Origin of the sequence: Bradyrhizobium sp. CB1717, assembly GCF_029714325.1 — a bacterium.
Classification (GTDB): Bacteria; Pseudomonadota; Alphaproteobacteria; order Rhizobiales; family Xanthobacteraceae; genus Bradyrhizobium.
This window is the reverse complement of sequence record NZ_CP121666.1, coordinates 853145-866961: the sequence shown is the minus strand read 5'-3', so window position 1 is coordinate 866961 and position 13817 is coordinate 853145. Positions and strand designations below refer to the sequence as shown.

Genomic DNA, 13817 nt, shown 5'->3' with positions numbered 1-13817 from the left:
CGGCCGCGCGTTACGGCTTGTTCGGGCGCAGCTCGACGCCTACGCCCTTGTTGACGAAGCGCAGCGTGTAGGATTTGCGGAAGTCGAGATCCGCCTTTACGACGCCGGCCTTCACCATCTTGTTGAAGAAGGAGGTGTAGCGCTCGTCGCTCATCGCGCCGATGCCGTTCTTCAGGCTGTCGCCGGAATCGACGATGCCGTATTCCTTCATCTTGGCGACGGAATAGGCGAGCAGATCGTCGGTCATCTCCGGATTGAGCTTCTTGATCAGGGCATTGCCGGCGGAATTGTCGCGGTAGATGTAATTGTACCAGCCGATCATGGAGGCATCGACGAAGCGCTGCACGAGGTCGGGCTTCTTCTCGACGATATCGCGGCGGGTCTCGATCAGGGTCGAATATGTGTTGAAGCCGTAATCGGCGAGCAGAAGCACGTTGGGCTTGAAGCCGGCGGCCTTCTCCACCGCGAAGGGCTCGGAGGTGACATAGCCCTGCATCGCGCTCTTGGGATTGGCGATGAAGGGTTGCGGATTGAAATTATAGGGACGGACGTTCTTCTCGTTGAAACCATATTCGGACTTCAGCCACTGGAAGTAGCTGGTCATGCCCTCCTTGGAGACGAACAGCGTCAGCGGCTTGAGGTCCTCGATCTTGGCGACTTTCGCGTCGGGCTGCGTCAGCATCACCTGCGGATCCTTCTGGAACACCGCGGCGATGGTGACGACCGGGACGTTGTTCGCGACCGCATCGAACGACATCAGCGTGTTCGCGGCCATGAAGAAATCGATCTTGCCGGCGATCAGCAGCATCCGGTTGTTCTCGTTGGGACCGCCGGGGACGATGGTGACGTCCAGCCCGTACTTCTTGTAGGTGCCGTCGGCCACCGCCTGGAAGAAGCCGCCGTGCTCGGCCTCGGCGACCCAGTTGGTGCCGAAGGTGACCTTGTCGAGCGTCTCGGCACGCGCAGGCAGGATCGAGACCAAAGCGGCCATCAGGCCTGCCGTTAACGCTCGCCGCAGATGAGAGGGGCTCATGAGTGCACTCCGTCGATCGCTTCTAGCCGATACCAAGCCAACGCGATAAAACCGCATGACATTGGGGACGCGAGCCGGTCGGGCCCGCGTCCCCTCATAACCCAAATTACGTGACAAATTCGGGCAAAGAAACCTTGATGACACCATCCCGCGCCTGGACCGAGATCCGCTGGGTCGATGCGACCCCTGCGGATGTGTCGCGCTGTATCGCGGTGCTGCCGCTGGCGGCGACCGAGCAGCATGGCCCGCATCTGCCGCTCGAGACGGACGTGCTGATCGCGGACGCCTATCTCGCGCGCGTGCGCGAGGTGCTGCCCGAGAACATTCCGGCCAGCTTTCTCCCCGTTGAGCGGGTCGGCATTTCCACCGAGCATATCGACTATCCGGGCACGCAGACGCTGCCGACTGAAATTGCGCTGAAGAAATGGACAGAGATTGGCGCGGAGGTCGCGCGGCGCGGCGTGAGGAAGCTCGTCATCATCACCAGCCATGGCGGCAACAGCGCGGCGATGATGCTGGTGGCGCAGGATCTGCGCGCGCATCACAAACTCTTTGTGGTGACGACGTCATGGTCGCGGCTCTCGGGCGCGGACAAATTGTTCCCCGCCGTTGAAGTGCGCCACGGCATCCACGGCGGCGCCGTCGAGACCTCGATCATGCTGGCGCGTTATCCGGGTCAGGTGCGCAAGGACGCGATCGCGGATTTTCCCGCGAGCAGCGTGGCGCTGGAAAAGCAGTATCGCTGGCTGTCGACGCAGCGGCCTGCGCCGTTCGCCTGGCAGGCGCAGGATCTCAACGCCAGCGGCGCGGTCGGCGATGCGACATTGGCCGTGGCCGAGAAAGGCGAGCAGCTGATCGATCAGGGCGCACGCGCCTTTTGCGAGCTGCTGGCCGAGGTCGATAACTTCGACGTGAACAGGCTCGCCAAGGGCCCCCTCGGCTAGCCCGCATCCAACTGAAACTATTCAGGAAATACCCCGCTTCCGGGAGCGCCAGGTGCGCTTTCGAACCTGACACGGCATGCCTCCGTCCAACTGGGCACGCGGACCACAACGGACCGCCTCAACCCGGATGGAGTTTCACATGTCGATCAAGACCAAGATTGCCGCCGCAGCCCTCGCTGCCCTCGCCGTCACCGGCAGCATCGTTTCCACCACGTCCGCGGCCGAAGCCAAGCAGCCCGGCTGGGTCTGGGGTGTCGGTGCCGGCATCGCCACCGCCGCCGTCGTCGGCTCCGCGATCGCCGCCAGCAACGACCCCTATTACTACGGCTATCACCGCTGCGGCTGGGTCGCCCAGTACAACGCCTTCGGCCAGTACGTCGGTCGCGTTCGCTCCTGCTACTGATTTGAGTACCTGAGGCCGATCTCACGTGGATCTGCGTCCGACACGGGCGCCTCATCCACCCCGTGTCGTGCCCCCGACCCCGCCCGGATGTCCCCCCGGGCGGGGTCATCCTTTTTGGGCCCGGTAATTTGTTGCAGTCCTGTCACACAGCGGTGCGAACCATTTTCTGCGGCAACGTGTGCCAGTTGCTATTGCGAATTAATCGCAATAAGGTTCGCAACAGGTCCAGGGGCTTGGGACGAAGTTGCGTCGAATCGAGATCATCTCGGCCGACCGCGTCGGCAACCGAGGCCTGATGACAGAGTGGCCGCGAATCGGCAGGGATATCGCGGCGCGTGGGACACATTCGCGTTTGGGGGCGTTTCGTTTTGACGTTAAGAGGTCACCGTTACAGGTATTTGCGAACGGCCGCGGCAATCGCCACGGGCGTGATGGCGCTCCCCGCCGCCGGCCGCGCGGCCGATCTGCCGCTGAAGGCGCCGGCGCTGCGAGCGGTCTATGACTGGACCGGTCTCTATATCGGCGCGCATGCGGGCTACAGCCGCGGCTCATCGCGCTTCGCACTGAACGACGGCACCGCCATCAGCGACAGCGGCGTCTTCAGCGGCACGATCGGCGGCGTGCAGGCGGGCTACAATTACCGGCTCAACTCCGGCTGGCTGGTCGGCGTCGAAGGTGATTTCTCGTTTCCCAACTACATCACCTCGAACTCGATCGTCTCCTTCCTGGCGACACCGGCCAACACCGTCACGCAGCAATGGGACTACACCGCCAGCCTGCGCGGGCGGGTCGGCTACACCAGCGGTCCATGGCTCGTCTATGCCACCGGCGGCTTTGCGTGGATGGGCGAACGCTATTTCGACGCGCCGGCCTCCGGCGAAGCCGTCCCGAAAATCCTGAACACGCGGCCCGGCTGGATTGCGGGCGCCGGCATCGAATACGGCTTCGCGCCGCATTGGAGCGCGCGGCTCGAATATCTCTACAGCCGCTTCGATGCCGCCAACATCGCGTTCTCGACGGGCGCCCAATACACCTCCTCGGCGCTCGACTTCCAGACCATCAGGCTCGGCCTCAACCGCAAGGTCGATTGGCCGGGCGTGCCGGGCTATAACCCGAACAGCTCGCTGATCGACCCGGAGTCGGATCGCTGGGAGATTCACGGCCAGAGCACCTACCTGCCGCAAGGCTATCCATCGTTCCCCGCCCTCTACAGCGGACAGAACTCGCTCTCGCCGTCGCGGCAGGCCAAGGCGACGTGGAGCAACAGCCTGTTCCTGAACGCGCGGCTGTGGGATGGCGGCGAGGTCTATTACAATCCCGAGCTGCTCCAGGGTTTTGGATTGAACGACACGGTCGGCGCGGCCGGCTTCCCCAACGGCGAGGCGCAGAAGTCGAACTTCCCCTACCCGCACTACAACACCTCGCGCCTGTTCGTGCGCCAGACCTTCGGCTTCGGCGGCGAGCAGGAAGAGCTCGCGAGCGGCCAGTTGCAGCTGGGACAGAAGGTCGACGTATCCCGTCTCACCGTTCAGGCCGGCAAGTTCGCGGTGGTCGACGTGTTCGACGGCAATGCCTATGCCAAGGACACCCGCAAGGACTTCATGAACTGGTCGATATGGGCGCCGGGCGCCTTCGACTATTCCGCCGACAAGGTCGGCCTCACCTATGGCGTGACGGCCGAGCTCAACCAGAAGCAATGGGCGCTGCGGGGCGGCTATTTCCTGATGGTTGCGGAGTCCAATTCAAATCATTTCGACACCAGGGTCGGCGAGCGCGGCCAGTACGTGCTCGAACTCGAGACGCGCTACTCGCTGTTCGGCCAGCCCGGCAAGCTCCGCACCATGGGCTGGGTCGACAGCGCCAACATGGGCAGCTTCCGCGAGACGCTGGACAATCCCGCGCTGAATCTCGACATCGCGCAGACCCGGCGCGGCCGTCTCAAGGTCGGCTATGTCGTCAACGTCGAGCAGGCGATCACCGAGGATCTCGGCCTGTTCGGCCGCTGGAGCTGGAACGACGGCAAGAGCGAGACGCTGGCGTTCACCGACATCAACCGCAGCCTGTCCGGTGGCCTGTCGATCAAGGGCACGAAATGGGGCCGCCCCGACGATGTCGTCGGCATCGGCGGCGCCGTCAACGCGCTGTCGCAGGACTATCGCGACTTCCTCGCCGCCGGCGGCCTCGGCGTTCTCATCGGCGACGGCGCGCTCAACTACCGCAAGGAGCGCATCCTCGAAACCTATTACGCCTACGCGCTGAACAAGAATCTCACGCTCACCGCCGACTACCAGCTCATCGTCAACCCCGCCTACAACGCGGATCGAGGACCGGTGTCGGTGTTTTCAGGACGGCTGCACGGCGAGTTCTGAGCCGCGGCTCAGAACAACAGCGCAACGCCCGAGACGAACAGCAGCGCGAGCACGATCTTCCGGAACGCGGCCTCGTCGATTCGGCCGAACAGCTTCAGCCCTAGCCAGGTGCCGGCGAACAGGAACGGCAGGCCGAGCGCGAACAGCCTCGCCGTATCGAGCGTGAGCGATCCCTTGGCGCCGAGCCAGAGCGCCGCCATGGCGAACACCGCGACCGCGACAGGCTGAAACGTGGCACGCTGCGCGTCCTTCGGCAGGCCGCGCAGATTGCACCAGATGGTGACGACGATGCCGGCAAGGCCCGTCAGCCCGCCAAGCAGGCCGTTGACGAAGCCGACCGTGATGTCGGCGACTGGCGGTACGTCGGTGGCGAGCTTGAGCTGCGGCCGGAAGAATGCATACAGGCTGTAGGCGATCAGGATAGCTCCGACCGCGATACGGACACTCTTCGGATCGGCCGAGGTCAGAAGCGAGACCCCGGCCGGCACGCCGATGACTGCACCGACGATGAACGGCCACAGCCGGCGCCAATCGAGCGCAGCGCGCAGTTTCCAGACCGAGTAGCCCTGCACGAGAAGGCCGAAGCCGACGATCAGGGTGGCGCTCTGGAGCGGCGTCAGCACGTAGAGCCACAGCGATGCCGCGACGAGGCCGAAGGCGAAGCCGGAGAGGCCGGCGACGAACGCGCCGGCGAAGGTGGCCAACAGGAAAAGCGGAAGCTCGGTTGCGATCCCGTCCATTGCTCGCTCCAAAGATCAGCGAGCAGCGCTTGCGTGGGATCACCACTTCACGGGGAGGCTGCGACATCCCCGGAATGCAAATCTAGGTGAAGCGCGTTCCCTGCACAATGACCTTGTTACGCGGCCCGGATCGCATCCAGGAATTTCCCGACCTCGGTCTTGAGACGCGTGCTTTCGCCCGACAGCGATCTGGCGGCGGTAAGCACGTTGGCGGAGGCCGATCCGGTCTGGCTGGCGCCGTGCTGCACGTCGACGATGCTGGCGGAGACCTGCTGGGTGCCGCGCGCCGCCTGCTGCACGTTGCGGGAAATCTCGCGCGTCGCCGCGCCCTGCTCCTCGACCGCCGAGGCGATCGCGGATGCGATCTCGGACATCCTCGTGATGGTGTCGCCGATCGCCTTGATGGCGCCGACGGAATCCTCGGTCGCCGCCTGGATCCCCGAGATCTGCTGGCTGATCTCGCCGGTGGCCTTGGCGGTCTGCTCGGCCAGCGCCTTGACCTCGGAGGCGACGACCGCGAAGCCGCGTCCGGCCTCGCCGGCCCGCGCCGCCTCGATGGTGGCGTTCAGCGCCAGGAGATTGGTCTGACCCGCGATCTGGCTGATGAGTTCGACGACGTCACCGATCCGCCCCGCGGCCTTGGCGAGCTCGCCGACATGATCGTTGGTCCGCTCGGCCTGCTGCACGGCTTCGCCGGCGACGCGCGCGGAGTCCTGGACCTGGCGGCTGATCTCGTCGACCGACGAGGCCATCTCCTCCGCCGCGGCGGCAACGGTCTGCACGTTGGTGGAGGCCTGCTCGGAGGCGGCGGCGACGGTCGCAGTGACCTTCTCCGATTGATCGGCCGTGCTCGTCAGCGTTCCCGCCGACACTTCGAGCTCCGAGGAAGCCGACGCGACGGTGTTGATGACGTCGCCGATCATGGCCTCGAAATCGCGCGCGATCTGGTCCATGCGCTGGCTGCGCTTGAGCTTCGACTCGGCCTCGATCGCGCCCGCCTCGTTGGCAGCCTTCTGGGCGAGCAGCGAATCCTTGAAGTGCTGGAGCGAGCCCGCGACCTGGCCGATCTCGTCATTGCGGCCCGTCGCCGGAATCTCGACGTCATGCCGTCCGGCGGCGAGCGTTCCGATCACCTCGGCGAGCCGGCTGAGCGGCGTCACGACGCGGCTGCGCAGCATCATGGTGACGCCGGCGAGCGTGCTGAGCAGCGCCAGCACCGCAACGCCCGCAAGCGCGAGCATCGCCAATGCGCCGTCGCGCGCAGCCGTGGCGCGCTCGGCGGCTTCCGCCAGCGCGGCGTCGCGCACGCCATAAAACATCTGGATCGCCGGCACGATGACGCTCGCGAGCTCCTCGGCGTTGACGCCGTACTTGCCGTCGCTCCTCGCCGCGGGCATCTCCTTGTCCACGACGACCGCTGCCTTTCCAAAATAGGATTCGGTCGCCGCCTTCTGCGCGGTGGAAATGCGGGGCGGGCTTCCAAGCTGATCGATGCCGGCCTCGATGCGTTCGCGATCGGCCTCTACACGCCCCTGCATGCGATCCATCAGCGAGATTTCGGCTGCCGTGAGCGGCCGACGTGCGCTCAGCGCCGGCGACAGCGTGGCGGCGCGGCTGCCGGCCGAGACGCGCAGATCCTGCGCCGTCCGCGCCAGGCTCAGTAACGCCGCAAGTGAGGAATCGGCGTTGACGACCTGTCCTTCGAGCTGATTCATGATCGGCTCGATGTTGCCGATGACCTCGGCCACGCCGGGCAGAAAACCCTTGATGACGGCACCGTCGCGCTGCGCCAGGGGGACGCTCATCGCGCGATCTGCGGCCGTGGTGACCTCCTTGAGCCGCCGCGCGGTACGGTCGAGCTTTTCGATCATCGGTCCGGCGTCATTCAGCGCCAGGAAAGTAGGCCTTGCCCTCTCGAATGCCGCATCGGCCGCCTTTGCAGCCTTGGCGGCCGCGTCGATCTGGGCCTGCGTCGCAGCGCCTTCCTGGAAGATCGGTCCGATGTAGGGGGCACGAAGGCCGGCGACCTGCTGGCTGATCATCAGGGTCGCGCCAAAGGCGTCGACCGTCCTGATCGCGTCGGAACGGTTCGTGAAGATGCGCGTCTGGGGTATGAGCACCTCGGCGCCGAGGATGACTGCAAACACCGTCACCGTCAGCATCGACAGCGCGAAAAGCTTCCCGATCCGCATCCCCGGTCCCCCAAATGCATTTACAAATGCGGAGAACCTAGTCGGCGGCCACTAAGACCCCGTTAAGCACATGCCCGTAGTTCCGCGGGTGTCACGTCGTCGCAGACCGCAGGGAACACGGCCCACCGCGCGGTTCCCTCGCGGCGACGGATGCGACAGAATTGCCAGCAATTCCGCTCTGAATACCTATATCAATGCGTGTGCCGGCAGCCCCTGCCATACTTGCTTACCTCGGAACGTCAATGCTCTCCGTCGAACTCGTCATCGTCGTCGTCCTGATCGTCATCAACGGCCTCTTGTCCATGTCGGAGCTGGCCGTGGTCTCGTCTCGCCCGGCACGCTTGTCGCTGCTCGCCGCCAAGGGCGTGCGCGGCGCCGAGCGGGCGTTGACGCTGGCGTCCGACCCCGGAAAATTCCTCTCGACGGTCCAGATCGGCATCACGCTGGTCGGCGTGCTCTCGGGCGCCTTCTCCGGCGCGACACTCGGGCAGCGGCTGACACTATGGCTGGTCGAGCTCGGACTGTCCTCCGGCATTGCCGACATCGTCGGCGTCGGCATCGTCGTCACCCTCATCACCTACGCAACACTGATTGTCGGCGAGCTGGTGCCGAAGCAGGTGGCGCTGCGCGATCCTGAAAGCATCGCGGTCAGGGTCGCGCCCGCGATGCACGTGCTCGCGAAGATATCGCTGCCGCTCGTGTTCCTGCTCGACGTCTCCGGCAAGCTGATCCTCACGCTGCTCGGCCGCGGCGGCAAGGCCGAGGAGAAGGTCTCGGAGGACGAGATCCATCACCTCGTCAGCGAAGCCGAAAGCGCGGGCGTGCTCGAGCCCGGCGAGAAGGAGATGATCGCCGGCGTGATGCGGCTCGGCGACCGGCCGGTCGGGGCCGTCATGACGCCGCGCACGGAGGTCGACGAGATCGATTTGAACGACCCGCCGGAGGCCATTCAGGAGATCATCAAAAAGAGCCCGCATTCGCGCTTTCCAGCCTCCGACGGCGATCGCGACAAGCCGATCGGCGTGCTCCAGGCCAAGGATTTGCTGGTCGCGTACATGAACGAACGCGCACCCGACCTGCGGGCGCTGGTCCGCGAAGCGCCGAGCATTCCCGCGTCGGCGGATGCCCGCGATGTGCTCACGATCCTGAAGGCCGCTCCGGTTCATGTCGGCTTCGTCTATGACGAGTACGGCGCCTTCGAAGGCGTGGTCACCGCCGCCGACATCCTGGAATCGATCGTCGGCGCGTTCCACTCCGAGGAGGGCCCGCCGGAGCCGGCTTACGTCAAGCGCGCGGACGAATCGCTGCTGGTCGCCGGCTGGATGCCGGTCGATGAATTCGGCGAGCTGCTCGGCATCGAGCTGCCGCCGCATCGCTTCAACACGGTGGCGGGCCTCGTGCTGCAGCAATTCAACGTGCTGCCCAACGTCGGCGACGCCTTCGACCTCGGCGGCTGGCATATCGAGGTGGTCGATCTCGACGGCCGGCGGATCGACAAGATCCTGGCGAGCCGGAGGGGCGAGCAGGCGGCGGCGTGAGGTGAGCGCCTGTTGAAGTAGCGCACGCCACCGCGCCAATCTTCACGCGTCGTCCCGGCGAAGGCCGGGACGACGGCTGAGTTTTGGGCGCGAACTTGCTCCCGCACACGACCCTACCCGAACCTCACCCCGATCCGCTTTTCCTTGCGCCAGACCACGGTGCAGGGCAGATGCGTTCCGTCGGCCTGGATGAACAGGGTGAAGTGTTCGGGGATGCCGACCGGGCTGGTGACGTCGAGTGCCGCGCCGGTGTCCGAGAAATTGCGAACGGTGCAGTCGATCGCGCCGCCGCCGAACTCGATCGTTCCGGCCTTCAGGACCCGATGCCTGGCTTTGTTGCGTCGCTCGTCCATAGGGTGAATTTACACCCAAAGTTGAACCAAATGCCAATTGCCAGCCCCGCCCGCGGTGAGTTTACGCGGACCGGCCCGACGTGGCCGCGGGCGAAGCGATCGGCTCACAGCGCCGGCTGGAACGTCTCCGCCCGCGCCATCTTCCAGGCGTCGCGAAACCGCGGGTCTTCGGTGCCTTCGAGCAGCTCGCCGGGGCGCAGCGCCGGATAGAGCTGCGCGAAGGATTTGACCTGGGTCGTCGACGTCCGCTGGTTGAAATGGATCGGGCGCAGCTGCTGCGGATGCTCGAGGCCGGCCGCGGCGATCAGCTCGGTCAGCGAGTGCAGCGTGGCATGGTGATAGTTGTGCACGCGGTCGATCTTGAGCGGCACGTAGAGCGCGCGCGCCCGGGTCGGATCCTGCGTCGCGACGCCGGTCGGGCAGCGGTCGGTGTGGCAGCTCAGCGACTGGATGCAGCCGAGCGAGAACATGAAGCCGCGCGCCGAATTGCACCAGTCGGCGCCGATCGCCATCGCGCGCGCCATGTCGAAGGCGGTGGCGATCTTGCCGGAGGCGCCGATCTTGATGCGGTCGCGCGCATTGATGCCGACCAGCGCATTATGGACGAAATTGACGCCCTCGCGCATCGGCATGCCGAGATGGTCCATGAACTCCAGCGGCGCCGCGCCGGTGCCACCCTCGTTGCCGTCGACGACGATGAAGTCAGGATAGATGCCGGTTTCCAGCATCGCCTTGCAGATCGCCAAAAATTCCCAGGGATGGCCGATGCACAGCTTGAAGCCGGCCGGCTTGCCGCCGGACAGGCGGCGCATCTCCGCGATGAACTGCATCATGCCAACAGGCGTGGAGAAGGCGCGATGCGAGGCCGGCGAGATGCAGTCCTCACCCATGGCGACGCCGCGGATTTTTGAAATCTCCTCCGAGACCTTCGCCGCCGGCAGCACGCCGCCATGGCCGGGCTTGGCGCCCTGGCTGATCTTGAGCTCGACCATCTTGATCTGGTCCTGGCCGGCGACGCGCGCGAACGCTTCGGGGTCGAACGAGCCGTCGAGATGGCGGCAGCCGAAATAGCCGGAGCCGATCTCCCAGATGATGTCGCCGCCCATCTCTGCGTGATAAGGGCTGAAGCCGCCCTCGCCTGTGTCGTGCGCGAAGCCGCCCTTCCTGGCGCCGGCATTGAGCGCCCGCACCGCGTTCGGGCTCAGCGCGCCAAAGCTCATCGCGGAGACGTTGAACACCGAGGCCGAGTAGGGCTTCTTGCAATCGGGGCCGCCGATGGTGATGCGGAATTTCTCCTCGGCATGGGTCTTCGGCGAGACCGAGTGATGCATCCACTCATAGCCCTCGCGGTAGACGTCTTCCTGCGTGCCGAACGGACGCTTGTCGAGCTGCATCTTGGCGCGCTGATAGACCAACGACCGGGTGTCGCGCGAGAACGGCATGCCGTCCTTCTCGCTCTCGAAGAAATATTGCCGCATCTCGGGGCGTATCTCTTCGAGCAGGAAGCGCATATGCGCCGAGATCGGGTAGTTGCGCAGCACCGCGTGCCCCTTCTGCAAGAGGTCGCGGACGCCGAGCAGCGTCAGGGCGCCGAAGATCAGGATCGGGATCAGCAGGATGTCGGAGATCTTGCGGTCGGCGATGCCGATGCCGATCAGCAGCGCAGTGACGACCGCGCAGATCGTCAGCACGATGAAGCGCGGCGAGAACGGCAGCAGCAGGGTCTCCATGACCCCCTCCTCCGCCAGTGCCAGGCGTTTCGGCGATTCCTGCTTTTTGTTGTCGGCCACGATCCCATCCTCTCGCCGGCATGAGGCGCTACGATACGCCCGCCCCTGTCATACGGATATGACGCGGCCCTTGTTTCAGGCTAGCGAAATCGGCCGGCGCCGATCAATCCGCCGGGAGGTTAGGCTTTTGCAGTGCAGCAGAGAGGCGGGATGGGGATGGGAGGCTGCTAGCGGGGCAAGGTGCTTTACCCACAGCCGTCGTCCTGGCGAAAGCCAGGACCCATTACCCCTAAATGGGGCTATGCGAAGACTGGCAACAACCAGCCTTCGCCAAACTTGGCTCGGTGGCTATCGGTCCTGGCTTTCGCCAGGACGACACCGAAATAACAAGCTGCCGCGCTTAGCGCTCGACGAAGGCCTTCTCGATCACGAAATGGCCGGGCTTGTTGCCGCTGCCTTCGATGAAGTCACGGCTCTCGAACATCACCTTGAGCTCTTCAAGCATCGCCGGGCTGCCGCACATCATGATGCGGTCGGTCGCGATGTCGAGCGGGCCCTGACCGATGTCGTTGAAGATCTGCTCGGAGTTGATGAGGTCGGTGATGCGGCCGCGGTTCTTGAAGGGCTCGCGGGTCACGGTCGGATAGTAGATCAGCTTGTCCGCGAGCAGCTCGCCGAACAGCTCGTCATCGCGCAGGGTCGCGACCAGCTTCTCGCCATAGGCGAGCTCGGAGACCTGGCGGCAGCCGTGCACCAGCACGATGGACTCGAACTGGTCGTAGACCTCGGGATCCTTGATCAGGCTGGCGAAGGGCGCAAGACCGGTGCCGGTCGAGAGCAGCATCAGCCGCTTGCCGGGAAGCAGGTTGTCGGTGATCAGCGTGCCGGTCGCCTTGCGGCCGACCAGGATGGTGTCGCCTTCCTTGATCTTCTGCAGGCGCGAGGTGAGCGGGCCGTCCTGCACCTTGATCGAGAAGAACTCGAGCTCTTCCTCGTGGTTGGCGCTCGCCATGCTGTAGGCGCGCAGCAGCGGACGGCCGTCGACCTCGAGGCCGATCATGGCGAACTGGCCGTTCTGGAACCGGAAGCCGGTATCGCGCGTGGCGCGGAAGCTGAACAGCGTGTCGGTCCAGTGGTGGACGGAAAGAACCTTCTCTCGGTAAAACGCGCTCATGATTTTCGATATTCCGAATATTTGCGGTTTTAGGGCAAAAGCGTTGCCCGGCCCTGAAATCGGGGCGGTCACCATTGCCATGGCGGAGGATTTCGCGTGTGTGATCTACGCCATTGAGACCAATAATCAACCTCGTTTCGGATGCAATTGATGCCGATCAAACCAGCATTTGCGGCAGAACTGGCCGCATCATTAATGAATCTGCTGTCGGGCGCGCGAAGAGGGCAATTTCTTTTCCCGGCAAGGCTCGATTGCAGCACTTAATTTCCATCGCGCTCGCGAGAATTTCATTAAGAATAGCTCTGATTTTCACCCGGTCTGGCGCCGTTTCCCGCATTTTTGCGGCTTTTGGCGCCAGGAACGACTGACACAAGCGACTGAGGCAGATGGCGGGCAGCGAGCGGGTCTTCGTCCAGGCGATCAGGCGCTATTGCGCCCGCCACGACATCGCGGTCGATGTCCGCGCCGGCGGCTGGCTGATTGCGATGCGCCTCGGCGAGACGCGCCGCTTCGCCTTCGGCTACGACATCGGCCTCAACAGCGCGATCGCCCACCGCCTCGCCAACGACAAATCCGCGACCGCCGAGGCGCTGACGCTGGCGGACGTGCCCTGCATTCCCCATCAGCTCTTCCTCAACCCGAGGCTGGGCGTGCACGTCGCCGGTCCGGGCTGGCGTGAAGCGATGCTGGCGCTGCTCGCGCAGAATCCGCAAGGCATCGTGGTGAAGCCGAACGAGGGCACGTCGGGGCGCGCGGTGTTCAAGGTGACGACGGAGGCGGAGCTCGACCACGCGGCTGGCGAGGTCTTCTCGATGAGCACGGGGCTCGTGATCTCGCCCTATGTCGCGATCGAGCAGGAGGTCCGCGTGGTGCTGCTCGATGACGTGCCCCTCGTCGTCTACAGCAAGCAGCGTGGCTCAGACTGGCGGCACAATCTCGATGCCGGCGCAAAGCCGGTGCTGATGGAGGACGGCAAGGTTCGAACGGCTTGCGTGAAGCTCGCGATTGATGCAGCGAGAGCCATCGGCATCGTCTTCGCGTCCATCGACGTGGTGCGCGTTGACGGTGCCTGGCGCGTGCTCGAGATCAACTCCGGCGTGATGATGGAAGCGCTGGCCAAGCTGCATCCGGAGCTGGTGCAGGCAGCGTATGACGCGGCGCTGGACCGGGTGTTTGGGAAGCGGTAGGAGCCGCGGCACAGGTGCCCACCCTCCCCTGGAGGGGGAGGGCCGGCTCGCAGCGCGTCAGCGATGCGAGACGGGTGGGGTGACGGTCTCTCCTCATCCAACAGTGCCCGAGCGGAGAGATCACCCCACCCCGCTCGCGCTTCGCGCGATCGAC

Annotated in this window: 12 protein-coding genes; 6 read left to right on the top strand and 6 right to left on the bottom strand. The window is 64.9% G+C overall.

The window, feature by feature from the left end:
* Positions 1–10 precede the first annotated feature (10 nt).
* A complete protein-coding gene (locus QA649_RS04010) occupies positions 11–1033 on the bottom strand; it encodes an ABC transporter substrate-binding protein (RefSeq protein ID WP_283023069.1) in 1023 nt (340 codons plus the stop codon).
* Positions 1034–1170: 137 nt separating this feature from the next.
* Between QA649_RS04010 and QA649_RS04005 the strand changes: the two genes are divergently transcribed.
* From QA649_RS04005 to QA649_RS03995, 3 genes are all read left to right on the top strand, one after another.
* Positions 1171–1977, top strand: coding sequence for a creatininase family protein (locus QA649_RS04005; protein WP_283023068.1), 807 nt, complete (start codon positions 1171–1173; stop codon positions 1975–1977).
* A gap of 139 nt (positions 1978–2116) precedes the next feature.
* On the top strand, positions 2117–2380 hold the full coding sequence (locus QA649_RS04000) for a hypothetical protein (RefSeq protein ID WP_283023067.1): 264 nt from the start codon (positions 2117–2119) through the stop codon (positions 2378–2380).
* Positions 2381–2811: 431 nt separating this feature from the next.
* The gene (locus QA649_RS03995; RefSeq protein WP_283023066.1) at positions 2812–4749 is read left to right on the top strand and encodes a carbohydrate porin; all 1938 of its coding nucleotides are present in this window, start codon (positions 2812–2814) and stop codon (positions 4747–4749) included.
* 8 nt (positions 4750–4757) lie between these two features.
* On the opposite strand, the gene QA649_RS03990 is transcribed toward QA649_RS03995, so the two are convergent.
* Positions 4758–5489, bottom strand: coding sequence for a sulfite exporter TauE/SafE family protein (locus QA649_RS03990; protein ID WP_283023065.1), 732 nt, complete (start codon positions 5487–5489; stop codon positions 4758–4760).
* A 116-nt stretch (positions 5490–5605) separates the two neighbouring features.
* Positions 5606–7681 (bottom strand): HAMP domain-containing methyl-accepting chemotaxis protein, encoded by a 2076-nt coding sequence (locus QA649_RS03985; protein WP_283023064.1) that lies wholly within the window; start codon positions 7679–7681, stop codon positions 5606–5608.
* 242 nt (positions 7682–7923) lie between these two features.
* Here QA649_RS03985 and QA649_RS03980 point away from each other — a divergent pair, with 242 nt between their 5' ends.
* Positions 7924–9219, top strand: a complete 1296-nt coding sequence (locus QA649_RS03980) for a hemolysin family protein (RefSeq protein ID WP_283023063.1) — start codon at positions 7924–7926, stop codon at positions 9217–9219.
* Between the two features lie 113 nt (positions 9220–9332).
* On the opposite strand, the gene QA649_RS03975 is transcribed toward QA649_RS03980, so the two are convergent.
* The 3 genes from QA649_RS03975 to QA649_RS03965 form a co-directional block, all read right to left on the bottom strand.
* On the bottom strand, positions 9333–9572 hold the full coding sequence (locus QA649_RS03975; protein WP_018644094.1) for a PilZ domain-containing protein: 240 nt from the start codon (positions 9570–9572) through the stop codon (positions 9333–9335).
* Positions 9573–9676: 104 nt separating this feature from the next.
* The gene (locus QA649_RS03970) at positions 9677–11302 is read right to left on the bottom strand and encodes an FMN-binding glutamate synthase family protein (protein WP_283026248.1); all 1626 of its coding nucleotides are present in this window, start codon (positions 11300–11302) and stop codon (positions 9677–9679) included.
* A 400-nt stretch (positions 11303–11702) separates the two neighbouring features.
* A complete protein-coding gene (locus tag QA649_RS03965; RefSeq protein ID WP_283023062.1) occupies positions 11703–12476 on the bottom strand; it encodes a ferredoxin--NADP reductase in 774 nt (257 codons plus the stop codon).
* On the opposite strand from QA649_RS03965, the gene QA649_RS03960 reads away from it, so the two are divergent.
* Together QA649_RS03960 and QA649_RS03955 are read left to right on the top strand one after the other, a co-directional pair.
* A complete protein-coding gene (locus tag QA649_RS03960) occupies positions 12475–12627 on the top strand; it encodes a hypothetical protein (protein ID WP_156528319.1) in 153 nt (50 codons plus the stop codon). The two genes, QA649_RS03965 and QA649_RS03960, sit on opposite strands and share 2 nt — an antisense overlap.
* Before the next feature lie 235 nt (positions 12628–12862).
* Complete coding sequence (locus QA649_RS03955; protein ID WP_283023061.1) at positions 12863–13663, top strand: RimK-like protein; 801 nt, start codon at positions 12863–12865, stop codon at positions 13661–13663.
* The last annotated feature ends 154 nt before the right edge of the window (positions 13664–13817 follow it).

Coding starts and splice junctions, on each gene's coding strand:
- QA649_RS03985 (WP_283023064.1), bottom strand. CDS start 7,681: ATGCGGATCGGGAAGCTTTTCGCGCTGTCGATGCTGACGGTGACGGTG.
- QA649_RS04000 (WP_283023067.1), top strand. CDS start 2,117: ATGTCGATCAAGACCAAGATTGCCGCCGCAGCCCTCGCTGCCCTCGCC.
- QA649_RS03980 (WP_283023063.1), top strand. CDS start 7,924: ATGCTCTCCGTCGAACTCGTCATCGTCGTCGTCCTGATCGTCATCAAC.
- QA649_RS03990 (WP_283023065.1), bottom strand. CDS start 5,489: ATGGACGGGATCGCAACCGAGCTTCCGCTTTTCCTGTTGGCCACCTTC.
- QA649_RS04005 (WP_283023068.1), top strand. CDS start 1,171: ATGACACCATCCCGCGCCTGGACCGAGATCCGCTGGGTCGATGCGACC.
- QA649_RS03975 (WP_018644094.1), bottom strand. CDS start 9,572: ATGGACGAGCGACGCAACAAAGCCAGGCATCGGGTCCTGAAGGCCGGA.
- QA649_RS03995 (WP_283023066.1), top strand. CDS start 2,812: ATGGCGCTCCCCGCCGCCGGCCGCGCGGCCGATCTGCCGCTGAAGGCG.
- QA649_RS03970 (WP_283026248.1), bottom strand. CDS start 11,302: ATGGAGACCCTGCTGCTGCCGTTCTCGCCGCGCTTCATCGTGCTGACG.
- QA649_RS03960 (WP_156528319.1), top strand. CDS start 12,475: ATGATTTTCGATATTCCGAATATTTGCGGTTTTAGGGCAAAAGCGTTG.
- QA649_RS04010 (WP_283023069.1), bottom strand. CDS start 1,033: ATGAGCCCCTCTCATCTGCGGCGAGCGTTAACGGCAGGCCTGATGGCC.
- QA649_RS03965 (WP_283023062.1), bottom strand. CDS start 12,476: ATGAGCGCGTTTTACCGAGAGAAGGTTCTTTCCGTCCACCACTGGACC.
- QA649_RS03955 (WP_283023061.1), top strand. CDS start 12,863: ATGGCGGGCAGCGAGCGGGTCTTCGTCCAGGCGATCAGGCGCTATTGC.